Source organism: Luedemannella flava (assembly GCF_039528515.1).
Classification (GTDB): Bacteria; Actinomycetota; Actinomycetes; order Mycobacteriales; family Micromonosporaceae; genus Luedemannella; species Luedemannella flava.
This window is the reverse complement of record NZ_BAAALT010000215.1, coordinates 1-22,686: the sequence shown is the minus strand read 5'-3', so window position 1 is coordinate 22,686 and position 22,686 is coordinate 1. Positions and strand designations below refer to the sequence as shown.

General features: G+C 73.0%; 22 protein-coding genes and 1 pseudogene. 17 read left to right on the top strand and 6 right to left on the bottom strand.

What is annotated here, in order from left to right:
- Positions 1–53: 53 nt before the first annotated feature.
- The gene (locus ABD211_RS26705) at positions 54–392 is read right to left on the bottom strand and encodes a DUF5335 family protein (RefSeq protein ID WP_344137664.1); all 339 of its coding nucleotides are present in this window, start codon (positions 390–392) and stop codon (positions 54–56) included.
- Between the two features lie 95 nt (positions 393–487).
- Here ABD211_RS26705 and ABD211_RS26700 point away from each other — a divergent pair, with 95 nt between their 5' ends.
- The 14 genes from ABD211_RS26700 (at position 488) to ABD211_RS26635 (ending at position 14,329) form a co-directional block, all read left to right on the top strand.
- Positions 488–1,627 carry a 4Fe-4S dicluster domain-containing protein gene (locus ABD211_RS26700; RefSeq protein WP_344137661.1) on the top strand — a complete coding sequence of 380 codons (1,140 nt, stop codon included), beginning with the start codon at positions 488–490 and terminating at the stop codon, positions 1,625–1,627.
- The gene (locus ABD211_RS26695) at positions 1,624–2,109 is read left to right on the top strand and encodes a Crp/Fnr family transcriptional regulator (protein WP_344137658.1); all 486 of its coding nucleotides are present in this window, start codon (positions 1,624–1,626) and stop codon (positions 2,107–2,109) included. The genes ABD211_RS26700 and ABD211_RS26695 overlap by 4 nt, the downstream gene beginning before the upstream one ends.
- Positions 2,106–2,957, top strand: coding sequence for an FAD/NAD(P)-binding protein (locus ABD211_RS26690; protein WP_344137655.1), 852 nt, complete (start codon positions 2,106–2,108; stop codon positions 2,955–2,957). Before ABD211_RS26695 ends, ABD211_RS26690 begins: the two co-directional genes overlap by 4 nt.
- Positions 2,957–3,118 carry a hypothetical protein gene (locus ABD211_RS26685; RefSeq protein ID WP_344137652.1) on the top strand — a complete coding sequence of 54 codons (162 nt, stop codon included), beginning with the start codon at positions 2,957–2,959 and terminating at the stop codon, positions 3,116–3,118. Before ABD211_RS26690 ends, ABD211_RS26685 begins: the two co-directional genes overlap by 1 nt.
- Positions 3,115–4,413, top strand: a complete 1,299-nt coding sequence (locus ABD211_RS26680) for a Ni/Fe hydrogenase subunit alpha (protein WP_344137649.1) — start codon at positions 3,115–3,117, stop codon at positions 4,411–4,413. The genes ABD211_RS26685 and ABD211_RS26680 overlap by 4 nt, the downstream gene beginning before the upstream one ends.
- Positions 4,413–4,886, top strand: coding sequence for a hydrogenase maturation protease (locus tag ABD211_RS26675; RefSeq protein WP_344137700.1), 474 nt, complete (start codon positions 4,413–4,415; stop codon positions 4,884–4,886). The genes ABD211_RS26680 and ABD211_RS26675 overlap by 1 nt, the downstream gene beginning before the upstream one ends.
- Entirely contained in the window at positions 4,879–7,185 is a 2,307-nt protein-coding gene (hypF, locus tag ABD211_RS26670) for a carbamoyltransferase HypF (RefSeq protein ID WP_344137646.1), read from the top strand. Before ABD211_RS26675 ends, hypF begins: the two co-directional genes overlap by 8 nt.
- 3 nt (positions 7,186–7,188) lie before the next feature.
- Positions 7,189–7,467, top strand: a complete 279-nt coding sequence (locus ABD211_RS26665; RefSeq protein ID WP_344137643.1) for a HypC/HybG/HupF family hydrogenase formation chaperone — start codon at positions 7,189–7,191, stop codon at positions 7,465–7,467.
- On the top strand, positions 7,464–8,567 hold the full coding sequence (gene hypD, locus ABD211_RS26660; protein WP_344137640.1) for a hydrogenase formation protein HypD: 1,104 nt from the start codon (positions 7,464–7,466) through the stop codon (positions 8,565–8,567). The genes ABD211_RS26665 and hypD overlap by 4 nt, the downstream gene beginning before the upstream one ends.
- Positions 8,564–9,628, top strand: a complete 1,065-nt coding sequence (hypE, locus tag ABD211_RS26655; protein ID WP_344137637.1) for a hydrogenase expression/formation protein HypE — start codon at positions 8,564–8,566, stop codon at positions 9,626–9,628. The genes hypD and hypE overlap by 4 nt, the downstream gene beginning before the upstream one ends.
- Positions 9,629–9,653: 25 nt before the next feature.
- The gene (locus tag ABD211_RS26650; RefSeq protein ID WP_344137634.1) at positions 9,654–9,944 is read left to right on the top strand and encodes a hypothetical protein; all 291 of its coding nucleotides are present in this window, start codon (positions 9,654–9,656) and stop codon (positions 9,942–9,944) included.
- A 64-nt stretch (positions 9,945–10,008) separates the two neighbouring features.
- Positions 10,009–10,407 (top strand): Hsp20/alpha crystallin family protein, encoded by a 399-nt coding sequence (locus tag ABD211_RS26645; RefSeq protein ID WP_344137631.1) that lies wholly within the window; start codon positions 10,009–10,011, stop codon positions 10,405–10,407.
- Positions 10,408–10,413: 6 nt separating this feature from the next.
- Positions 10,414–11,106, top strand: a complete 693-nt coding sequence (locus tag ABD211_RS26640) for a hypothetical protein (protein ID WP_344137628.1) — start codon at positions 10,414–10,416, stop codon at positions 11,104–11,106.
- 37 nt (positions 11,107–11,143) lie between these two features.
- Complete coding sequence (locus ABD211_RS26635) at positions 11,144–14,329, top strand: HAD family hydrolase (protein WP_344137625.1); 3,186 nt, start codon at positions 11,144–11,146, stop codon at positions 14,327–14,329.
- A gap of 33 nt (positions 14,330–14,362) precedes the next feature.
- Here the strand turns inward: ABD211_RS26635 and ABD211_RS26630 are convergent, their stop codons facing one another.
- The 3 genes and pseudogenes from ABD211_RS26630 to ABD211_RS33970 all read right to left on the bottom strand — a co-directional run.
- Entirely contained in the window at positions 14,363–14,635 is a 273-nt protein-coding gene (locus ABD211_RS26630; RefSeq protein ID WP_344137622.1) for a DUF1876 domain-containing protein, read from the bottom strand.
- A gap of 93 nt (positions 14,636–14,728) precedes the next feature.
- On the bottom strand, positions 14,729–17,416 hold the full coding sequence (locus ABD211_RS26625) for a bifunctional acetate--CoA ligase family protein/GNAT family N-acetyltransferase (protein WP_344137619.1): 2,688 nt from the start codon (positions 17,414–17,416) through the stop codon (positions 14,729–14,731).
- Between the two features lie 266 nt (positions 17,417–17,682).
- Positions 17,683–17,874, bottom strand: a pseudogene (locus ABD211_RS33970) (cation-transporting P-type ATPase); the annotation flags it as partial.
- A gap of 230 nt (positions 17,875–18,104) precedes the next feature.
- Between ABD211_RS33970 and ABD211_RS26615 the strand changes: the two are divergent.
- Positions 18,105–18,296 (top strand): DUF1918 domain-containing protein, encoded by a 192-nt coding sequence (locus ABD211_RS26615; RefSeq protein WP_344137614.1) that lies wholly within the window; start codon positions 18,105–18,107, stop codon positions 18,294–18,296.
- Positions 18,297–18,394: 98 nt separating this feature from the next.
- On the opposite strand, the gene ABD211_RS26610 is transcribed toward ABD211_RS26615, so the two are convergent.
- Both ABD211_RS26610 and ABD211_RS26605 read right to left on the bottom strand, forming a co-directional pair.
- The gene (locus tag ABD211_RS26610) at positions 18,395–18,913 is read right to left on the bottom strand and encodes a hypothetical protein (protein WP_344137611.1); all 519 of its coding nucleotides are present in this window, start codon (positions 18,911–18,913) and stop codon (positions 18,395–18,397) included.
- Positions 18,900–21,146 (bottom strand): PEP/pyruvate-binding domain-containing protein, encoded by a 2,247-nt coding sequence (locus ABD211_RS26605; RefSeq protein ID WP_344137609.1) that lies wholly within the window; start codon positions 21,144–21,146, stop codon positions 18,900–18,902. The genes ABD211_RS26610 and ABD211_RS26605 overlap by 14 nt, the downstream gene beginning before the upstream one ends.
- A 107-nt stretch (positions 21,147–21,253) precedes the next feature.
- Between ABD211_RS26605 and ABD211_RS26600 the strand changes: the two genes are divergently transcribed.
- Positions 21,254–21,592, top strand: coding sequence for a PadR family transcriptional regulator (locus tag ABD211_RS26600; RefSeq protein WP_344137697.1), 339 nt, complete (start codon positions 21,254–21,256; stop codon positions 21,590–21,592).
- On the top strand, positions 21,574–22,269 hold the full coding sequence (locus tag ABD211_RS26595) for a permease prefix domain 1-containing protein (protein WP_344137606.1): 696 nt from the start codon (positions 21,574–21,576) through the stop codon (positions 22,267–22,269). Before ABD211_RS26600 ends, ABD211_RS26595 begins: the two co-directional genes overlap by 19 nt.
- Positions 22,270–22,686 lie beyond the last annotated feature (417 nt).

Here is a 22,686-nt window from a genome sequence, read left to right as displayed (position 1 = left end):
TGGCCGTCTGCCTGTCAGGCTGCGCACGAAGGCGTGGCGCTGACCATGCGGCGTCAGCGGTGGTAGAAGGTCACGATGGTGCTGGCATCCTCGGCGGTGACCCGCAGTGCCGCCCCGGCGTGGCTTTCGTAGATGTCGATGCCGGTCGGGTGGGCAACGAAATGTCGCAGTGTCACGGGGTACCGGCTCGATGTGCCGCCGACACCGATGACGACCGTGTCGTCGCGTGGGTCGTACATGACGGACGACAGCGGCATGTGCGCGGCCTTGTTGAGGTCGCCGTACGTCTCGTCGAGGAGTTCGATCGTGACCTCGTCGCCCGCGTGGCGGGCGGTCAGTCGCTCCAGGGCCGAGGCCCAGTCGGCCCGGTCGACGGTTTGTGTTTCCGCCATCGGTTCTCCGCTTGTTGGGCTCAGAGCGCTCGAAGGTGAACTCGTGCTAACCGAAGATAGACCCATTTTAGCGCCTTATTTCGCATAATGGTCGAGTGAGGGCCGTGACGGCGGCGTCCGCGTCCGCCATGATCGACGTGTCCGGCCTGGGCGATCTGGTGCGACTGCTGCGGGCCGAGGGGTTCACCGTGGTCGGCCCGACCGTGCGGGACGGGGCGATCCAGCTGGCCGAGTTGAGCTCGGCGGCGGAGCTGCCCTTCGGCTGGGGCGTCGACACCGAGGCTGGTCGCTACCGGTTGCGCGAACGGGCCGACGGTGCGGCCTTCGCCCATTCGGCAGGACCGCAGTCGTGGAAGAACGTGCTGCACCCGGCCCGGGTGCGGATGTGGTCGGCGGACCGGGCTACCGGCGAGGTGGTCGCGGGGGAGACGGGCGAACGGCCACGCTACGCGCTGCTCGGCGTACGCCCGTGCGACCTGGCGGCGATCGGTGTCCTGGACCGTGTCCTCGCTGGCGGAGCACACCGCGATCCCGCCTACGACCGTCGGCGCGACGGCACCTTCGTCATCGCGGTTGAGTGCACCGAACCGGGGGCGACGTGCTTCTGTGCCGGCATGGGGTGCGGGCCTGGTGCGGACGCCGGGTTCGACCTGGCGCTGACGGAGCTGGTCGACAGCGATGGGCATCGTTTCCTGGCGCGTGCCGGAACCCAGGGCGGCGCGGAGATGCTCGGCCGGTTACCCGGGGTCGCTCCCGACGAGGCGACGCTGCGGCGGGCGGCGGACGCGGTGGCCGGGGCGGCGGGCCGGATGGGGCGGGCCATGCCGGACATGGACCTGCGCCAACTCATGATCGACAGCCGGGGGTCGGCGCACTGGGACGACGTCGCTTCGCGTTGCCTGACGTGCGGCAACTGCACGATGGTGTGCCCGACCTGCTTCTGCGTCACCACCGAGGACGTCACCGACCTGACCGGTGACCACGCGGAGCGGTGGCGGGTGTGGGACTCGTGCTTCGCGCTGGACTTCACGTACCTGCACGGGGGTGAGGTCCGTACGAGCGGGCAGAGCCGGTACCGGCAGTGGATCAGCCACAAATTGGGTACCTGGTACGACCAGTTCGGCTCATCCGGTTGCGTGGGGTGCGGCCGGTGCATCGTGTGGTGCCCGGCCGGCATCGACATCACCCAGGAGGCGGCCGCGCTCGCCGCGCTGCACCCGGCGGGTGCCCCATGACCGCCGAGGTGGTGGAGCGGGTCGACCGGCATCCGTTCCTGGCCGGGCTCGCGCCCGCGCACCGTGCCGAACTCTCCCGGTACGGGACGCCGGCGACGTTCGCCGCCCACGAGCGGATCTTCGCCGAGGGAGGCGTGGCCGACCGGTTCTGGCTGCTCGAGACAGGCGTGGTGGCGCTGGACATGCGCGATCCTGGTCGGGGGCCGCTGATCGTGGAGACGTTGCCGGCCGGCACCGTGCTGGGCTGGTCGTGGCTGGTCCCGCCGTACCGGTGGGCGTTCGGGGCGCAGGCGTGGGAGGAAACGCGGGCGGTCGAGTTCGACGCGGTGGCGGTGCGGGCGCGCTGCGATGCGGAACCGGCCTTCGGGTACGCGGTACTGCGCTGTTTCGTGCCGGTGATCCTGGAGCGGATGCAGGCGACCCGCCTGCGGCTGCTGGACCTCTACGCGGTTCCCGGCCCGGGCGGGGGCGGCTGGACATGACCGCCGCGGCCGCGCTGGAGACCCACGGTACGTCCGGCGCCGGGGTGCCCCGGCCGTACCGGGTGGTGTCGCGCGAGGCGCACGCGGGCGACACCGCGACGATGGGGATCGCGCCGGTTGGCGAGCCGGTCGCGGCGTTCTCGCCGGGGCAGTTCGCCATGGTCACCGCTTTCGGGGTCGGGGAGGTGCCGCTCTCGCTCAGCGGCGGCGACGGCGTCGGTCTGCTGGCCCACACCGTACGGGCCGTCGGTGCGGTCACCCGCGCACTGTGGGCCGCGTCGCCCGGGGACCTGGTCGGGGTGCGCGGCCCGTTCGGCACCGCCTGGGACGCCGGGTCGGCGGCCGGGGGCGACGCGCTCGTCATCGCGGGCGGTCTCGGTCTGGCACCGGCGCGGCCTCTCCTGCGTGAGCTCGTCATGGGTCGCGACCGCTACCGCCGGGTCGTCCTGCTGATCGGCGCGCGTACGCCGGAGGACCTCCTCTACGCCGGTGAGCTGGCGGCGTGGCGGGACGGCGGTGTCGAGGTGCAGGTCACGGTCGATCGGCCGGACCCGGGCTGGCGCGGGCACGTGGGCCTGGTGACCACGCTGTTGCGGCCCGCCGGGCCGCACCCGCAGCGGACCACCGCGTTCGTCTGCGGTCCGGAGATCATGATGCGGCACGTGGCCGACGCGCTGGTGGAGCTGGGCGTGCCGGCCTCGCGGGTGCGGTTGTCGCTGGAACGCAACATGCGCTGCGGTGCCGGCTGGTGCGGACACTGCCAACTCGGCCCCCTGCTCCTGTGCCGCGACGGCCCGGTGGTCGGCTACGACGCGGCCGCGCCCCTGCTGCGCGTACGGGAGCTGTGATGGGCGCGCCGACGCTGGCCGTGTGGAAGTCCGCCTCCTGCGACGTGGCCCGCGCCTACCGGACGTTCAACGTGGGCGCCCTGGCGTTCGTGGCGCTGTCGTCGGTCACCGTCGGGCCGCCGCCCGGCGCGGGGCCGTCGGACGTGGCGGTGCCGCGATGAGCCACCGATCCGACCGCACGCTCGACGTGCGCTCCCTCGCCCGGGTCGAGGGGGAGGGAGCCATGCACGTGCGGGTACGCGAGGGCCGGGTCGAGGACGTGCGGCTGGAGATCTACGAGCCGCCCCGGTTCTTCGAGGCGTTCCTGCGCGGGCGCTCGTACACCGAGCCGCCCGACATCACCTCGCGCATCTGCGGGATCTGCCCGGTGGCGTACCAGCTGAGCGCCTGCCGCGCGGTCGAGGACGCCTGCGGCGTCACGGTGGACGGGCCGCTCGGGGACCTGCGCCGGCTGCTGTACTGCGGCGAGTGGATCGAGAGCCACGCCCTGCACATCTACCTGCTGCACGCGCCCGACTTCCTCGGCTACCCGGGCGCGATCGAGCTGGCCCAGCGCCACCCCGACGTCGTCACACGCGGCCTGGCGTTGAAGAAGGCCGGCAACGACGTCATGGAGCTGATCGGCGGCCGGGCCATCCACCCCGTCAACGTCCGCGTCGGCGGCTTCTACCGGGCGCCCACCCGCGCCGAGCTGGCCACCCTCGCCGGGCCGTTGCGCGCGGCGCTCGACCACGCGCTGGACACGGCCCGTTGGGTCGCCGCGTTCGAGTTCCCCGACTTCCGCCACGACCACGAGATGCTCGCGCTGGCCGATCCCGACCGGTACGCCATCGAGCGCGGCAGCGTCGTCACCACCGGCGGGCTCGCGTTCGAGGTGCGCGACTTCGAGGAGTACGTCGTCGAGGAGCAGGTGCCGCACTCGACCGCACTGCACGCCACGTTGGCGGGGCGCGGGCGTTACCTGACCGGACCGGTCGCGCGGTACACCCTCAACCAGCACCGGCTCTCCCCCCTGGCCCGGGAGGTCGCGGCCGGCATCGGGCTGGGGGAGCGCTGCGACAACCCGTACCGCAGCATCCTGGTCCGGGCCGTGGAGATCGTGTACGCCGTGCAGGAGGCGCTGCGCCTCATCGAGGAGTACGAGCCGCCGCCGCGCCCGTACGTCGAGGTAGAACCCCGTGCTGGGACTGGGCGCGGGGCCACCGAGGCGCCCCGGGGCACGTTGTTCCATCGGTACGCTCTCGACGCCGGCGGCCTCGTCACCGCCGCCCGGATCGTGCCGCCCACGGCCCAGAACCAGGCCAGCATCGAACATGACCTGCGTCGGTTCGTGGCCGACCGGCTCGACCTGGACGACCACCGGCTCACCCACGCGTGCGAGCAGGCGATCCGCAACTACGACCCGTGTATCTCCTGCGCCACGCACTTCCTCGACCTGACCGTGGAGCGGCTGTGATGGGCGGCCGGGTGGTCATCGGGGTCGGCAACGAGCTGCGCCGCGACGACGGCGTCGGCCCGGCCGTCCTGGACCTGCTGCGCGCCCTGCGGCCGGTACCGCCCGAGCTGGCCGGGGTGACGCTCGCGGTCACCGACGGCGAGCCGACCCGGATGATCGACCTGTGGGCCGACGCCGACCTCGCGGTGGTGGTCGACGCGGTCCGCGCGCCCACCGACCCGCCCGGACGCCGCTACGAGCTGGCCCTGCCGGAGGCCGGCGCCGTCGGCGGGGCGCCCGTCAGCTCGCATCACGTCGGCCTCGGCGATACCGTCGCCTTGGCGGGCACCCTGGACCGGTTGCCGCGCGAGCTGCTCGTCCTCGCCGTCGCGGGCGCCGACTTCGGGTTCGGCGCCGGGCTGACCCCGGCGGTCGCCGACAGCGTCGTACCCACGGCCCGGCGGGTACGCGAGGTGCTCAGCGGCCATGGCTGACGAGGACTGGTCGATCACCGTGTGCGGCACGGTGCAGGGCGTCGGGTACCGCCCGTTCGTCTACCGGGTCGCGAACGACCTCGGCCTGCGCGGCACGGTCCGCAACGTCGACGGCGACGTGCTGATCCGCGCGGTCGGGCCGGCCGGGGCGCTGCGTACCCTCACCGCCGCCCTGCGCGGGCAGGCGCCGGCGCTGGCCGACGTGCGGCAGCTGACGGTGGCCACCACACCGGCCGGTCAGCTCACCCCCGCCGGTTTCGTGGTGGTGGACAGCGACAGGCGGCCGCCCGGCGACGGTCCGGGTGGCGAGGGCCAGCTGGGCGGGGTGCCGCCCGACGTCGCCACGTGCGCCGACTGCCTGCGCGAGCTGTTCGACCCGGCCGACCGCCGCTACCGGTACCCGTTCATCACCTGTACCAACTGCGGGCCGCGTGCCACGATCGCCGACGCCCTGCCGTACGACCGTGCGCGCACCGCCATGGCGGGTTTTCCGCTGTGCGACCGCTGCGCCGCCGAGTACGCTGACCCGGCCGACCGCCGGTTCCACGCTGAGGCGGTGGCCTGCGCCGATTGTGGTCCCCGCCTCGTATGGACCGCGGACGGGCGCACCGGGGAGGCCGCGCTCGCCGCGGCCACGGTCATGATCGCCGACGGCGGCATCGTCGCCGTCAAAGGCCTCGGTGGGTACCAGCTGGTCTGCGACGCCACCGCGCCCGCCGTGGTGGACCGGCTGCGCGGGCGCAAGTACCGGCCCCGTAAGCCGTTCGCCGTCATGGTGGCCGACCTGGCCGCCGCTCGCGTGCTCGCCCGACTGACGCCCGCCGACGATGAGCTGATCGCCGGTGCCGCCCGCCCGGTCGTGCTGGTGCCCGCCCGTCCCGGCAACGGGCTGGCGGGCGGCGTGCACCCCGGGACCGACCAGGTGGGGCTGTTCCTGCCGACGACGCCCCTGCATCACCTGCTGCTGCGCGCCCTCGCCCGGCCGCTGGTCGTGACCAGCGGCAACCGCGCCGACGAGCCGATCGCGACCGACGACGCCGACGCGCGCACCCGGCTCGCCGGCATCGCCGACGGGTTCTGCGCCCACGACCGGCCCATCCGCGCCCGCTACGACGACTCGGTCGCCCGTACGGTCGCGGGCGTCGCCACGCTGGTCCGCCGGGCCCGTGGGTACGCCCCCGACCTCCTCGAGCTGCCCGCGGCCGCGCCCGCGCCGATCCTGGCGGTGGGTGCCCAGCTCAAGCACACCTTCACCATCGCCCGCGGCGGCCGGGCGCTCGTCGGTCCACACGGCGGCAGCCTCGACGACGCCGACGCCATGACCGCCTTCACCGACAGCCTGGCCGCGCTGTGCCGGCTGCACCGGATCGAGCCGCGCGTCGTCGCGCACGATCTGCACCCGGGGTACCTGTCCACGCGGTACGCCGCCCGGTGGCCGGCGCTCGCGCGGGTGCCGGTGCAGCACCACCACGCCCACGTCGCGTCGTGCGCGGCCGAGCACGGCCTGCGCGGACCGTTCCTCGGCGTGGCGTACGACGGCCTGGGCCTGGGCGACGACGGCACCCTGTGGGGTGGCGAGCTGCTCCTCGCGACGTACACCGGGCACGAGCGCCTGGCCCGCTTCGGGCGGGCGCCGTTGCCGGGCGGTGAGGCGGCCGTACGTCGGCCGGCCCGGATGGCGCTCGGCTACCTGACCGGCGGCGAGTTCCCGGTGGACGCCGACCCCGCACCGCTCGTCGACCGCCTGGACCCCGGCGAGGTCACCGTCGTGCGCCGCATGGTCGACCGTGGCGTCAACTGCCCGGTCGCGTCGAGCGCGGGCCGCCTGTTCGACGCGGTGGCCAGCATGCTCGGCGTGTGCGACGACGCCGGGTACGAGGGCGAGGCCGCCGTCATGCTCGAATCGGCGGCCGCGATGTGCGACGGGAGGCCGGCGTCGCTGCCCTGGCGCGTCGCCGAGGTCGACGGGCTGTGGGTGTACGACTGGTCGCCGACCCTGTCGGCCCTGCTCGACAGGGCCGGCCGGGCGCCGGTCGCCGAGCTGGCCGCCGCGTTCCACCGCACGCTCGTCGAGGTCACCGTCGACCTGTGCGTCCGCGCCGCGCGGCGGACCGGGGTGGACCGGGTCTGCCTGTCCGGCGGCTGCCTCGGCAACCGCCTCCTCGCGACCGGTCTGACCGCCGGCCTGGCCGCCGCCGGCCTGACCGGCTACCTCAACCACGCCGTCCCCGCCGGCGACGGCGGCATCAGCTACGGGCAGGCCGCCGTCGCCGCTGCCCGACAGGCCGCGAAGGAGTGAACCGTGTGCCTCGGCATTCCCGGTGAGGTGATCGAGATCCGCGACGACGGTGGGATCGCCATGGGCACCGTCGACTTCGGCGGCGTACGCAAGGAGGTCTGCCTCGCGTACGCGCCCGGCGTGGCGGTCGGGGAGTACGTGATCGTCCACGTCGGGTTCGCCATCACGGTGGTGGACCGGGCGGAGGCGGAACGGACCCTGGCGGTCCTGCGCGCGATGGGCGACGCGGTCGCCGCCGAACTGGGCGAGCCGCTGCCCGCGCCCCGCGGAGCGCCGGCATGAGGTACCTCGACGAGTACCGCGACCCGACGCTGGCGCGGGCGCTCCTGGACGAGCTGCACGCCACCGCGACCCGCCCCTGGTCGCTCATGGAGGTGTGCGGCGGGCAGACCCACACCATCGTGCGGCAGGGCATCGACGAACTGCTGCCCGCCGGCATCCGCATGATCCACGGGCCGGGCTGCCCGGTGTGTGTCACCCCGCTGGAGACCCTCGACCGGGCCATGGCCATCGCGGCCCGCCCCGAGGTGATCCTCACCAGCTTCGGCGACATGCTGCGCGTACCCGGGTCGGACACCGACCTGCTCGCGCTCAAGGCGCGCGGCGCGGACGTGCGGGTGGTCTATTCCCCGATGGACGCGGTCGCGCTCGCGCAGGCCCGGACCGACCGGCAGGTCGTGTTCCTCGCGGTCGGCTTCGAGACCACCGCGCCCGCCAACGCGATGGCGGTGCTGCGCGCGGCCGCGCTGGGGCTGACCAACTTCAGCCTGCTGGTCAGCCACGTCCTGGTGCCCCCGGCGATGACCGCGATCCTGGCCGCGCCCGACTGCCAGGTGCAGGCCTTCCTCGCCGCCGGTCACGTGTGCGCGGTGATGGGCTTCACCGAGTACGAGCCGATCGCGGCCCGCTACCGGGTGCCCATCGTGGTGACCGGGTTCGAGCCGCTGGACCTGCTGGAGGGCATCCTCCTCGCCGTCCGCCAGCTGGAGTCCGGCCGCCACGACGTGTGCAACCAGTACGCCCGGGCGGTACGCCGCACCGGCAACACCGCCGCGCAGGACGCCGTACGGACGGTGTTCCGGGTCACCGACCGCACCTGGCGCGGCATCGGCCCGATCCCGTCGAGCGGGCTCACGCTCGCCGACGGGTACGCCGACTTCGACGCGGCACGCCGCTTCGACGTCGACACGGTGTACGCGGTGGAGCACCCCGACTGCCTGGCCGGGGAGATCCTCACCGGCGTCAAGGCGCCCACCGACTGCGCCGCGTACGGCACCCGCTGCACCCCGCGTACGCCGCTCGGCGCGCCGATGGTGTCCAGCGAGGGCACCTGCACGGCCTACTACAACGCCGGCCGCACGGCACCGGAGCGTGCACGGTGACCACTGTGGACCCGACGTACGCCGCCTGCCCGGTCCCGCTGCCGGAGTCCGAACGGGTGCTGCTCGGCCACGGCGCCGGCGGGCAGCTGTCCGCCGATCTCGTGACCGGGCTACTGCTGCCCGCGCTCGGATCCGCCGCCCCGGCCGGGCCGTTGGAGGACGCGGCCGTCGTGCCGGTCGGCGGCGTCGACGTGGTGATCAGCACGGACGCGTACGTCGTCAGCCCGTTGTTCTTCCCCGGCGGGGACATCGGGTGCCTGGCCGTGCACGGCACGGTCAACGACCTGGCGATGCGGGCCGCCACACCGGTCGCCCTGGCGCTGGCGTACGTCGTGGAGGAGGGCTTCCCGCTGGCCGACCTGCGCCGGGTGGCCGCCTCGGCGGGTCGCGCCGCGGCGGCCGCCGGCGTCGCCGTGGTGTGCGGCGACACCAAGGTCGTGGGGCGGGGCGCCGCCGACGGCCTGTACGTCGTGTCCACCGGGATCGGCCACCGCCCGCCCGGGGCCGCGCCGTCGGCGGGCGCCGTCGTGTCCGGCGACGTGGTGCTGCTGTCCGGACCGATCGGCAGTCACGGCACCGCGATCCTCAGCGTGCGCGAGGGCCTCGGCTTCGACGCGGACATCGCCTCCGACACCCGCCCGCTGCACCGGCTCGTCGCCGCGATGACCGCCGCGGGCGGCACGGGCGTGCACGCGCTGCGCGACCCCACCCGGGGCGGGCTGGCGTCCGCGCTGAACGAGATCGCCGCCGCGTCGGGCGTACCGGTGGAGATCGACGAGGCGGCGCTGCCCGTACCCCCGGCCGTCGCGGCGGCGTGCGAGATCCTCGGCCTCGACCCCGCCCACGTCGCCAACGAGGGCTGCCTGGTCGCGTTCGTGGCCCCGGAGCGGGCCGACGAGGTGCTGACGGCGATGCGTGGCCTGCCCGAGGGCGGCGGCGCCGTGCGGATCGGCACCGTGGCGGACCACGGCGAACCCGGCCGGGTCACCGTCCGCACGGCGGTCGGTTCCCGCCGCGTCCTGGACATGCTCGTCGGCGAGCAGCTACCACGCATCTGTTGACCGGCAGGACTATAGGGAGGCGAAGGTGACCAGCAATCCCGAGACCATCGTCGTGGGCGTCGACGGATCGCGCTCGTCCGCGCAGGCGCTGCGGGCGCGTGCGCGACCGGAACCCGGTTGCGCCGCCGCATCGCAGGCATTCGCCGCCGCCGGTCTGCCGTTCCGCCTCCACCGCGGCCAGCGACGCGACCGGGAGTTCAGAATTGTCCGGTGTATCACGATGTCGGTAGGGCCGGAAGTCCTGGGCAATGACAGGCCCTTTGGCCTGCCGGTAAGCCCTGTCCAGAGGTTCAGCGGGGCATACGCTGATCTTTGATGAGCCCGGATTGTCCGCCGGCTCCGGTGTGCGACGGGCTCACCTCACGGGGGAGATGTTCGCGATGACCACCACGCTTATACCGCGGATGTTCGGCGATCTCATCGACTGGTTCGACATGGACCGGGCGCAGGGGACCGGCCACATGATCCGGGTCGAGGACTCGCTGACCGAGCAGGAGTACCACGTGCGCGCCGAGTTGCCGGGCATGGATCCCGGCCAGGACATCACGATCTCGGTGCAGGACGGCACCCTGACGATCCACGCGGAACGCGAGGAACGGCAGGAGGCCAAGGGCCGCTCCGAGTTCCGCTACGGCGTGCTCGAGCGCTCGGTGCGGCTGCCGGGCAACGCCGAGACGGACAGCATCAAGGCGACGTACGACAAGGGGATCCTGGACGTGTCGGTGCCGTTGCGCAGCACGGAGGCCGCCGGCCGGAAGATTCCCATCGAGGTGGGGTAGGCGGCCATGAATCACGACGTGCGGTGGGGCGGCGTCGCCGGGGCCGGAGCGGTCGTCCTGGTGGTGACCAGCCGGATGATCTGCGGTTCAGTGCCCCGCATCGACGAGTCACCCGAGTCCATCGCGGCGTACGTCGTCGGGCATCGTGACCAGATCCTGGTCGCCTCGGTGCTGTTCGCCGTCGCCATGGTGCTGGTCGTCTGGTTCGGCGCCGTGCTGGCCGAGACGTTCCGGCGGGCGGGTTCGTCCGGTGTCCTGCCGGCGCTGGTGTTGACCGGTTTCGCCGTGCTGGCCACGCTGGGCGTGCTGGTCACGTCGGTCATGGCCGGGATGACGTACGCCGTTACGGCTCATCCGGCGCTGCAACCGATCGCCGTGGCCCCGTACACCGCGCTGGCTGTCGTCGGTACGGTCGCCGGGGTGGTCGCCGCGTTGCCGCTGACCGCGTCCGCGGTGGCGATCGTGCGGACGGGTGTGTTTCCCCGGTGGCTGGCCTGGCTCGCCGGGGCTGCCGCGGCCACGAAGTTCCTGGCCGCGTTCGCCGTCGGCGGCGCGGGGGTGTTCCTGCCGGGCGGGGTGCTGGTGGCGTTCGTGCCGGCCGTGCTGGCGCTCGGGTGGGTGATCAGTACGACCGCCCTGCTCATCCGCGAGCACGTGCCGGTCATGACGGGAGCGGCGCGGCCGCTTCGGCACGCCTGACATGCCCGGGCCCGCACGCCGGCCCGGACGCGGACCGGTGCTGCGCGCCGACGAGGTCGACGCGGTCGTGTTCGACCTCGACGGCGTGCTCACCGACGTCGCGGACCTGCACGCCAGGGCGTGGCAGCAGGCGTTCGACGCCACGCTGCGGGCGCGGCTGGGGCCGGCGTGCCCCCTGTTCGACCCGGGGAAGGAGTACTTCGCCCACGTCGACGGCAGGCCCGCACTGGACGCGGCTCGGGGGTTCCTGCTGTCGCGGGGTCTGAGCCTGCCCGACGGCACTCCCGCCGATCCGCCCGGCACCGAGACCATCTGGGCGGTGGCCAACCAGGAACGCGAGGTGTTCGGCGAGCTGCTGGACCGTGATGGAGTACGGGTCGTCGGCCCGTGGGCCGACCTGGCGTACCGGCTGCGCGACGTCCGGGTACGCATCGCAGCCGTGACCACGAGCGGCAGTGTCGACCGGGTCGTGGCGGCCACGGGCCTGGCGGGCCTGTTCGACGCCCGGGTCGACGCCGATGAGGCGGCCGCGCTGGGACTGCCCGGCACGCCGGATCCGGCCACGCACCTGGAGGCGGCGCGCCGGCTCAACGCCTCGCCCACCCGGACGGCGGTCATCGAGGGCTGCCTCGCCGGCGTCGAGGCGGGCCGCCGTGGCGGCTTCCACCTCGTGGTCGGCGTGGACCGGTACGGCTACCCCCACGTGCTGGACGCGGCGGGTGCCGACGTGGTGGTGGCCGGCGCTGCCGAGCTGGACGTCGACCTGACCAGGCGGCGCCGGGCCCCGGGAATGGCCACCGGTCAGGACTTCTGCGGCGGAGGGCAGGCGCGCGGCGGCTGGGTGCTGCGCTACGACGGGTACGACCCGGCCCGGGAAGGGCTCCGCGAGGCGCTGTGCACCATCGGCAACGGCTACCTGGGTACGCGCGGCGCGGCACCCGAGTGCCGGGCGGACGGCGTGCACTACCCGGGCAGCTACCTGGCCGGGGTGTACAACCGCCTGCGCACCCCGGTCGGCGACCGGAACGTGGAGCACGAACATCTGGTGAACGTGCCCAACTGGCTGCACCTGCGGTGGCGGATACCGGGCGGTGACTGGTTCACCCCGGACACGGCGGCATTGACCGCCTACCGAACCGAGCTGGATCTGCGCTCCGGCGTCCTCGCCCGAACGTCGGTGTACCGGGACGACCGGGGCCGGCACACGACGGTCGTGCAGCGGCGCCTGGTCCACATGGGCGCGCCCCACCTGGCGGCGCTGGAGACCACCTTCATCGCCGACGACTGGTCCGGCGAGATCGAGATCGAGTCCGGGATCGACGGCGACGTGGCCAACGCGAACCTGCCCGAGGACGCGCCGCTGGCCAAGGTCCACCTGCGGCCGGAGTCGTCCATCGTGGAGGCTGATCGTGTAGGTGTGTCGATGGTGACGACCCAGTCCCAGGTCAGAGTCGCCATGGCGGCCCGCACGGTCGTACGGGACGGGTCGTGCGGCCCGGTGAGCGTTCCCCGGGAGCCGGTGCGCCGCGACCGGTTCGTCGGGCAGGTGCTGCGCTGCCCGCTGGAACGGGGTCGCCCGCGGGTGGTGGAGAAGGTCGTCGCCGTGGCGACCTCACGTGACCCCGCCGTGAGCGAGGCCGCGCTGAGCGCGCACGAGCTGGCGGCCACCGCCGCAACGTTCGACGAGCTGCTGGCCGAGCACGTGGCGGCCTGGGGCGCGTTGTGGGAGCGGTTCGACCTGGCCGTCGACGCCGATGACGAGGTGGTACTGGCGCTGCGCCTGCACACGTTCCACCTGTTGCAGACGCTGTCGCCGCACACCGCTCAGCTCGACGCGGGTGTGCCGGCGCGCGGGCTGCACGGCGAGGGGTACCACGGGCATGTGTTCTGGGACGAGATGTTCGTCTTCCCGGTCCTCAACCTGCGGCTGCCGACCCTGTCGCGGGCGCTGCTGCTGTACCGGTGGCGGCGCCTGGACGCCGCGCGGCGTGCCGCCCGCGCCACAGGGCGGGTCGGGGCGATGTACCCGTGGCAGAGCGGCAGCGACGGGCGCGAGGAGACGCCCACCGAGCTGTACGACACGCTGGCCGGACGCTGGATGCCCGACCACTCCGGGCTGCAACGTCACGTCGGCATCAGCGTCGTGTACGACACCTGGCAGTACTACCAGGTCACCGGTGACGTGAACTTCCTGGTCGACTACGGCGCCGAGATGATCATTGAGGTCGCCCGCTACCTGGCCGGGCTCGTCGACTACGACCCCGACGACGACCGGTACGGCATCGCCGGCGTCGTGGGACCCGATGAGTACCACGTCGCGTACCCCGGCGCGGCCGAACCGGGGCTGCGCGACAACGCGTACACCAACGTGATGACCGCGTGGGTGCTGTGCCGGGCGCTGGAGACGATCGGGCTGCTGGCGGGGCACCACTGCGCGACGCTGTGGGAGCGGCTCCGGCTCAGCGACCCTGAGACGCGGTGGTGGGAGCACATCAGCCGCCGCCTGCGGGTGCCGTTCCACGACGGCGTGATCAGCCAGTTCGCCGGGTACGGCGAGCTGGCCGAGTTCGACTGGGCCGGCTACCGGCGCCGCTACGGCGACCTCATCGGCATCGACGCCCTGTTGCGGGCCGAGGGCGACACCCCCAACCGCTACCAGCTGTCCAAGCAGGCCGACGTCCTCATGCTGCTGTACCTGCTGTCCGCCGAGGAGCTACGGGAGCTGTTCGCCCGGCTCGGGTACCAGCTGGACGGGGCGACGATCGAGCGCACGGTCGCCTACTACCTGGCCCGGGTCGCGCACGGATCGAGCCTGAGCCGCATCGCGCACAGCTGGGTACGCGCCCGTGCCGACCGGGAACAGTCCTGGCGTTTGTTCACCGAGGCGCTCAGCGCGGACCTCGCCGACACCCGTGGCGGGACCACCCGTACCGGGGTGCATCTCGGTGCCATGGCCGGCACCATCGACCTGGCCATGCGCTGCTACGCCGGCCTGGAGACCCGTGGCCACCTGCTCTATCTGCACCCCCTGCTGCCACACGAGCTGCGCGCGCTGCACGTCGAGGTGCTCTACCGCGGGCACTGGGTCGTCATCGACGTCGACCACCATCGGCTGCGGGTCGGCCTGCGACCGTGCCAGGCGCCGCCCATCCGCATCCGGGTCGGCGGCGCCGTACGATCCCTGGCGGCCGGGCAGCATCTGGACTTCCCGATGCCCGTGTGACGGCGTACGGAAGAACCCAGCGCGAGCTGGCGCTCAGCCGGACAGGCGTACGGGCTCTTCGGTGACCTGTTCTATGTCGCCGGCCGCGGTGACCAGCAGTCGATGACCGAGATCGGTCAACGCCCGGGCGACGGCAACCTCGTCGCCGATCTCCGGGATGTCGTAGTCGTCCGGGCTCAGCCACGCCCGGCCCACGCCCAACAACCGGTCACCCAGGTCGGTGTGCAGACGTGCCTCGGCATAGGTCCTACCGTCGTTCTCCCCGATGAAGATCTCCACGCCCCAGCGTTTCATGGTGGCGGTCATGGCAACCTCCCCTCAACAGGTGTCGCTCCTATCAGTCTCGCCGCCGCGCACCGGTAGGGCAGGGCCGTTGGTCCCTACTTCGGGGATCGCCTGTCAGCCGGCGGGACGCAGCCGCCGCGCCAGCGGGTCGGGCTCCGCCCCGGCCGCGGCCAGGCGCATCTTCGCGTCCACGGCCACTACACCGTCCGGGCCCGCGATCACCGGGTTGAGATCGAGCTCCGCCACCTCGGGATGCCGTTCCGCCAGCATTCCGAGCCGCAGCAACAGGTCCTCCAGGGCGCCCGTGTCGGTGACCGCCCCGCGCCGGTAGCCGGTCAGTAGCGGCGCCGCGCGCAGCGACCGCCACATCCGCGTCGCGTCCAGATCCGTCACCGGCACCAACCGGAACACCCGATCGCCCAGTACGTCGGTGAACACGCCGCCCACACCCAACATCACCAGCGAACCGAACAACGGGTCGTGCACCACCCCGGCGACCAGCTCGACGCCCGCCCCGACCATCGGCTGGACGAGCACCCGCGGATCGGCGGCCGCCGCGCACACCGCCTCGTACGCCTCCTGGACGGCAGCACGGTCGGCCAGCGACAGCCGCACGCCGCCGACGTCGCTGCGGTGCACCAGCTCCGGGCTGGCGGACTTGACCACCACCGGGAACCCGAACCGCTGCCCGGCGGCGACCGCCTCGGCCGATGTCCGGCACATCCGCGTGGCCACGAGCGGCACACCGTAGGCGTCAAGGATCTCCGCGAGCACCGGATACGGCTGCCAACCCTCGCCGTGCCCGCTGAGCGCGCCGTGGATCGCCGCCTGTGCGCGCGCCGGGTCTGTGCCGGGTAGGTCCGGCCGGGTGCCGAGTGGTTCGCGTCGCCACGCCGCGTAGCGCGCGGCGTGCGCCAGTGCCCGGACGGCGCGTTCGGGGAGGTCGAACACGGGTACGTGCCGCTGACCGAGCGCGACAGGGCTGGCGTCGCCGCCCAGCACGACGGCCGCGACCGGCAGTTGGGGGTAGCGGTCCAGGACCGGCGCGATCGCGGCGAACAGTGCCTGCACGTTGTTGGCCCGGGTGGCCGCCACGACCACGATCAGCATGTCGACCTCGGCCGGGCCGGCGGCGCTCATGGCGGCGGTCCCCACGCCGGACAGCGCGTCGGCGAATCCGGCCGGCGACGCGCCAGCTCCGAGATCGAGCGGGTTCGGCCCGACCGATAGTTCCGGCATCACCAGGCCGGCCGCCTCGGCCGCGTCAGCGGCGAGCACGTTGACCCCGCCGGCGTTGCCGATCACCGCCAACCGGTCGCCGGCGGGCAGCGGCTGATCGGTGACCATCAGCGCGGCGTCCATCAGCTCCCCGAGCGTGTCCGCCCGGATGACGCCGGCCTGCGCGAACAGCGTGCCCACCGCCACGTCCGGGGCGGCTGCCGCGGCCGTGTGCGAGGCGCCGGCCCGCCGGCCGGCGACGGACCGTCCGCTCTTGACCGCGAGGACCGGCTTGCGGCGCGCCAGGGCGCGGACGAGGCGGGCGAACTTGCGCGGATTGCCGAACGACTCCAGGTACAGGGCCACGGCCGTGGTGGACGGGTCGTCGAACCAGTACGCGAGCAGGTCATTGCTGCTCACGTCGGCCTTGTTGCCCAGCGACACGAAGGTGGAGATGCCGCACCCGGTACGGACGGCGTGATCCAGGACCGCGATGCCCACCGCGCCGGACTGGGAGGCCACCGCCAACCCGCCCAGTGGCGGGCGGGCCGGAACGAACGTGGCGTCCAGCCGCACCGCCGGGTCGGCGTTGAGAATCCCGATGCAGTTCGGGCCGACGACACGGATGCTCGCGGCACGGGCCTGGCGTACCAGATCGGCCTGCGCGGCCCGCCCCGCCTCGCCCAGCTCGCCGAAGCCCGCCGACAGCACCACCGCCGCGCGCACCCCGGTCTCGGCCGCCTGCGTGAGCACGGCGGTCACCGCCACGGCGGGCACGGCGATGACCACGAGGTCCACCGGACCCGGCAGGTCAGCCAGCGACGGATACGCCGGCACGCCGGCCACCTCGCCCGCGTGGGGGTTGACCGCGTACAGGGACCCGGTGAACCCGAACTCCACCAGCGACCGCAGCGTCTCGTGGCCGACCCCGCCCGGCTCGCGTCCCGCACCCACCACCGCCACCGACCGCGGCGACAGCAGCGGCCGTAGCGACGCCCGCTCAGCGACCCGCTCCCGCAGGTCGGCGGCGGCCAGCGCGTCCTCGGCCTGCGTCGTGGCCAGTCCCACCTTCACGATGCCGTCAGCGCCGCGGGGCACGATGCGGCCCGCGATGTCGGTGGCCACCCGCAGCATGGCCGCGTTGCCGGCGAGCACCTGACCCGTCAGCTCCACGATGCCCCGCGCCCGGGCACGCGCCGACAACTGTTCCAACAGCAGGGTGCCGATACCGCGCCCGTGGTGGTCGTCGGCCACGAAGATCCCGAACTCGGCGGTGGGCGCGTCCGGGTTCGCCCGCCAGTACGACGCCACACCGACGACGGTCGCCCGGTCGACCGCCACGATCGCGTCATGGCCGGGGTCCTGAGTGCGGGTCAACCGGACAACCTCGGCCGCGATCGTCAACGGCCCCGGCACGGCGAAGAACCTACGCCGCAGCGCCTCAGGCGATCCGCCCCGGAAAAGTCCGGTCAGGGCATCCGCGTCCGTGGGCGTGACCGGCCGGATCACCACGACCGCGCCGTCGGTGGTCAGGACGTCGACCTGCTCGCCGCTACCGTCGCCCGGCAGCGGAGTACGCGTCACACCCACATTGTCGTCACCCGGCGCCCGCCTGGGACGTCATGTGCCCAATCCGCGTCCTCCTCGCCGCAGCACCGCCCGCCACCGGTCATCCGCACCCCACACCAGCAGCGGGAACGGCAACAGCAGGGCGAGTCGGCCGCCTCCCGGGCGACGTCGGTGCCGGTCACGCCCATGGCCACACCGATGTCGGCGCGTCGCAGCGCGGGCGCGTCGTTGACGCCGTCACCGGTCATCGCCACCACGTTGGCGGCGCGCCGCCCTCGGCTGCGGACCAGCTCGTTCGGGCCGTACACCGTCATGCGTCGGCGCGCCTCACGCGCGGTCAGGCCCTGGCGCCTGGTTCGCAGGTCGCGCAGCAGCAGGTCGACCGGCTCCAACGGGTTGCCCCCCCGAGCGACCTTCACCCCAGCCGCCACGCCCGCCCCCGGCGTCGTCCGCCAGGTTGTCCACCCGTTCATTAGCGCCGGCCCGGCGCGCGTCCGCGCCGTCCACCCGACAACAACCCCAACGTATTCAGCGTCCTGCCGTCACGATGGGGCGCAGGAGGCTGCTGGTCCCGTCGTGGCGGGCCGATCTTGCCGCTCTCAGGGCACCGGGATCCGCCGCCGACATTGACCGAATGACCGGCAGGCGCCGTAGCCATGGCGCACGCTGAATGCGGAGGGCAGAGGAGCGGAGGGAGGCAGACGTGAGAGCCAGGCTGGGTGATCGTCTGATCCTCCAACCGACGCACCCGGACTCGCCCCGGCGGGTCGGCATCATCATCGAACTGCACCACGACGACGGCAGCCCTCCGTACACCGTGCGGTGGCTCGACGACGAGCACGAGGCCCTCGTGTACCCCGGGCCGGACGGACGCATCGAGCCCAGCCACAGATGAGGAGCGGAAGTCCCATGTGGCCCACCGGCGGCGGCTTCCTGGTACGAACCGTCGTATGGCGCTGTTCCGGACGTGGCTGTCTCGCCTGATCCAGTCGATCAACCTGCCGCGACCTTACGGCGAGCGTGGAAGCGATGCAGCGCCAGCCAGGTCAGCGGTATGCCGATGGCTGAGGGGAGCAGCCAGTAGGTGAGGTGGGGCAGGCGGTTCCACAGGGGGAGGAAGGGGCCGTTGTCGACGTAGAAGCCGGTGAGCAGGGCGATGTAGGAGCCGGCCATGCCGATGCCGTGGTGGGTGGTCCAGCCGGAGCGTTGCGACCGTCGGGCCCGCCATCCGAACAGGCCGGACGCGAACGCGATGCAGGCGATCGCGAACAGGTACGCGTCCTCGCGCCATCGGATGGCGGCCATGACGGCGGCGGTGGCGAAGATCGTGGCTAGCGCGACGAGGTAGACCTTCCCGGTGGCCGGGTGCCGACCGGGGCGCTTCCTGGCCGTAGCGGCGAGTGCCCCGGCGACCACAGCGGTGGCCCCGGCGGCAACGTGCACGGTGAGTGCGGCGGCGAAGACCGGTCCCGCGTCAGGAATCGGCAGGCCGAAGATGTCAGCGGCGAGCATCGTTGTCCTCCGTCGTCGGGGTGACCGTGCCTGCGCTGCCGTCGACGGTGACGATCTGCCCGTTGCGCAGACGACTGGTCGCGTTGCTGGTGGCGACCACTGCGGGGATGCCGTATTCGCGGGCGACGAGGGAGGCGTGCGCGGCGAGCGTGCCACCGTCGGTGACCACGGCGGCGGCGTGGGCGAACAATGGCGTCCAGGCCGGGGAGGTGGCTCGGGCGACGAGTACCTCACCTTCGGTGAATGCGGCGATGTCGTCCGGGCCGTGGACGACGCGTACCGGTCCGGTGGCGCGTCCGGCGGAGGCGGGGTGCCCGACGATCGCTGCTTCGGCCGGTGGGGCGGTTCGTGCCTGTCGTACGGCCTTTTCGATCAGGTCGCCGACCAGGCGTGACGGGCGGCCGATCGTGACCGGCGCGGTCAGCCGCCGGTGCTGTTCCCACGAGTGACGCCGGTCTGTGGCTAAGCCGCTCAGTGGGGTCGCCCGGCCGGTCAGGGTGGCTTTGACCTCGCTTCGCGTACAGAAGTGGATCTCGTCGGGTGTATTCAGGATGTGCCGTCGGGTCAGGTGCTGGCCGAGGTGGGCGGCGCAGGCGCGCAGGGTTGGCCAGCCCAGGGTCAGGTTGCTGGACTGTCCTTCCCGGATCGTGGCGTAGCGTTGCGCGACGTCGAGGAGAGCGTCGAACTCTGCCCGGCGTCGCGGAGTCAGCGCCGTACGACAGGCCGCCTGGGCCGTCTCGCGAGCCGCGGCGAGCTGCCGGTGGCGGTCGGCGACGGCGGTCGGGTCGACGGGGATCGTGGGCAACTCGGCGGCGACGGGGTGGTACCAGTCCAGGCTCTGCACCGCATATGTGGGCACGGGGCCGGGTTCGGCGCCGGGCAGTCCCCGCAGTAGTGCCTGCACGCCACCCGAAAGTTGGATGGTTCCGGCGAGGTGTTCCTGGCAGAACCGGGCGAGGCTGGCCTCGATCTTCCATGCGGAGCCGCCGACGATGGCCAGGTACCACATGGACCTCCCGGCCTCCCGGGCGATCTGTGTGGCCAGTTCCATCACCCGGGCAGCGGACGCGGTGGGCAGCTCTGCCTCGGCAGCGGCGACCACAGCCTGGTAGCGGGGAAGCTGTTCGTCGCGCCACCGCCGGTGCAGGTCCGCCAGCACGGCTCGGTCGGCGGTCGCGGGGGCGCGGCCGACGCGGATCAGCGCATGCCACAAGGTTCTTACCGCCCGGCGTCGACCTCGGGCGATCACGCGGGCAAGCAGGCGCGGGGCCGGGATCGGGGTGGCGGTGTAGTACCAGTCGTGCACCAGCGCCCATCGAAACGGCACGCGTACACCGATGCAGTCGTACATGCCGTCGAGGTATCCGGCCTCCAGTTCAGGCAGCAGCCAGTCGTTGAACAGTGGGGTGACCGCTTCGGGCAGCCACTCGCCGAGCCGGAAGTTGCGCATCCACAACCCGGATCCGGGTGCGGTGAACGCGACCGGTCCGGGCAGGGCGGTCATCGGGCGGGCCTGTAGCAGCCATAGCCGGCCGTCAGTGTCGATGGCCCACTCAACATCTTGTGGGCAGCCGTAGTGGGCCGCGATCCGGGCGGCCATCGCGGCGAGCTGTGCGGCCTGCGCCGTGTCGAGGACGTCGGCGTTGCCGGACGGGCGAGTGCGCCGCGGTGGGCCTTCGTCGGTGATCGTCCACTCCTCGCCGGTCTGCTCGCCCGACACCAGCGCCTCTCCGAGGCCGGCGACCGCAGTGACGACACGCTGGTCACGGGCGCCGGTAACCGGGTGGGCGGTGAACGCCACCCCGGCCGCACGGGCATCGATCATCGCTTGTACGAGCACCGCCATGCCTGACGATCTCGTCGCGGCCGTGCGTTGGTCGTGATAGGTGCGGACCCGGTCGGCGTGCGCGGCGGCGAAGCAGCGGCGGACCGCGTCCGCCAGGCCGTCGATCTCGACGTCGAGGAACGTCTCGTACATGCCGGCGTACGACGCGTCGGGCAGGTCCTCCGCCGTACCCGACGAGCGCACCGCGAACCGGCCGCCGCCACAAGCCTCGGCGGCCGCGGTCAACGTACTGGCCAGGTCGGGGTCGGTCAGCGCATCGGAGGTGACGACGAACCCGGGCGGCACCGGCCAGCCCGCGGTGGCGAGTTCGGCGAGCACGGCGGCCTTGCCGCCGACCAGATCCCGGGCGGGTGCCGCGTCGGCGAGGCCGACGAGCTTGATCGACATTCCCTTCCTCCCTGGGATATGTAGCAACGCAAACTATTGGTATTGCTACACTAGGATTCGCTCTTCACGCAACCCGCGACGTTCGAGGAGGAGGGCACGTGCTGTCGATGCGACCGGAGCTGCTCAAGGGACACCTCGATGCCCTGCTGCTGGCCGTTCTGGAAGACGGACCCCGGCACGGGTACGCCGTCATCGAGGCGTTGCGCGACGGCAGCGACGGCGCGTTGGATCTGCCCACCGGCACCGTGTATCCGGCACTGCACCGCCTGGAGCGGGCCGGCCTGATCCGCAGCGATTGGGAGACCGTGTCCGGCCGCCGGCGCCGCGCCTACCAATTGACCGGCTCCGGGCGCCAGGCCCTGTCCGACCAGCGCGCCGTATGGGAACAGTTCTCCACCGCCGTCACCGCACTGCTGATGAGGAACCCGTGGCCAGCCACCACCTGACGGCCGGACCTGTCAGCGTGGCCACGCCCCTGGACCGCTACCTCGCCGATCTCGCCGCCCGGCTGCGCGGACCCCGCGCAGCCCGCACCCGCGTGCTGGCCGAGGTCCGTGACGGGCTCGCCGACACGATCGACACCCACCTCGCCGGCGGCATGACACCGGACGCCGCTGCCGCGGCGGCGATCGGCGAGTTCGGCGACCCGGCCACCATCGCCAGCGCCTTCGCGGGGGAGCTGGCCACCGCGTCCGCCCGCCGCACCGTGGCGGCCTTCATCGTCACCGGGCCACTCGTCGGCATCTGGTGGCTGCTTCTGCTGCACCCTGCGCCGTGGCGCAGCGGCGTTGTCGCTCTGCTGTTCGCCATCCCCGCACTGCCGCTGGTCGCGCTGGCCATCGCCACGGCCGGCGGAACGTTCGCGACAACGGGCCGCCTGATGCGCTGGCTACCCGAGACCAGCGGCGTGCGGGCACTCGCCGCGGCCACCATCATCGCCATACTCTGTCTCGCCGGGGACCTCACTGTGCTCGCCACCCTGGCCGTTCACCTCGCGACCGGCTGGCACGCCCCCGCCATGCTCATCGGGGCCGCCGCAACGGCAAGCATGGTGCGGATCGCCGCCACGGCAGCGGCGATCCGGTCCACCCGCGCGATGCGGGAACGACTCAGGCCCGCATAGGCCGTCATCGAGTGGTCCGTCCGGCCAATCCCCCTCCGCGCGAACCCCGAACACGTGCTACTTCGTAGCCGCCGGCTTACGGCCCAGCTGCCATGCTCGACGCGTTCGCCTACGTCGGGCGGCACGGGCAACGGCGTGCCCGCGGCCGTCGAAGTCAGGTCGGGCAACTGATTGCCGAGGCGACCGGCAGAGGATCTCTGTGAAGTCGTTGACCGGTCCGGCGAGGGCGTCCAGTTTTCGGGCAGCGGGTCCCGCACTACGGATTTCGGGTTCACCATGACACCGAAGCTCAGATTCTCTCCCGACCACTCCCGAGTGTCCCGGACCCGGTCGGCGTACCTCGCGGCCTTCTCCGTGTTCGGGTGGTAGTGCGATGCGGCGGCGGACGTGGTCACTGCCACGCCCGCCGTCCGCGGT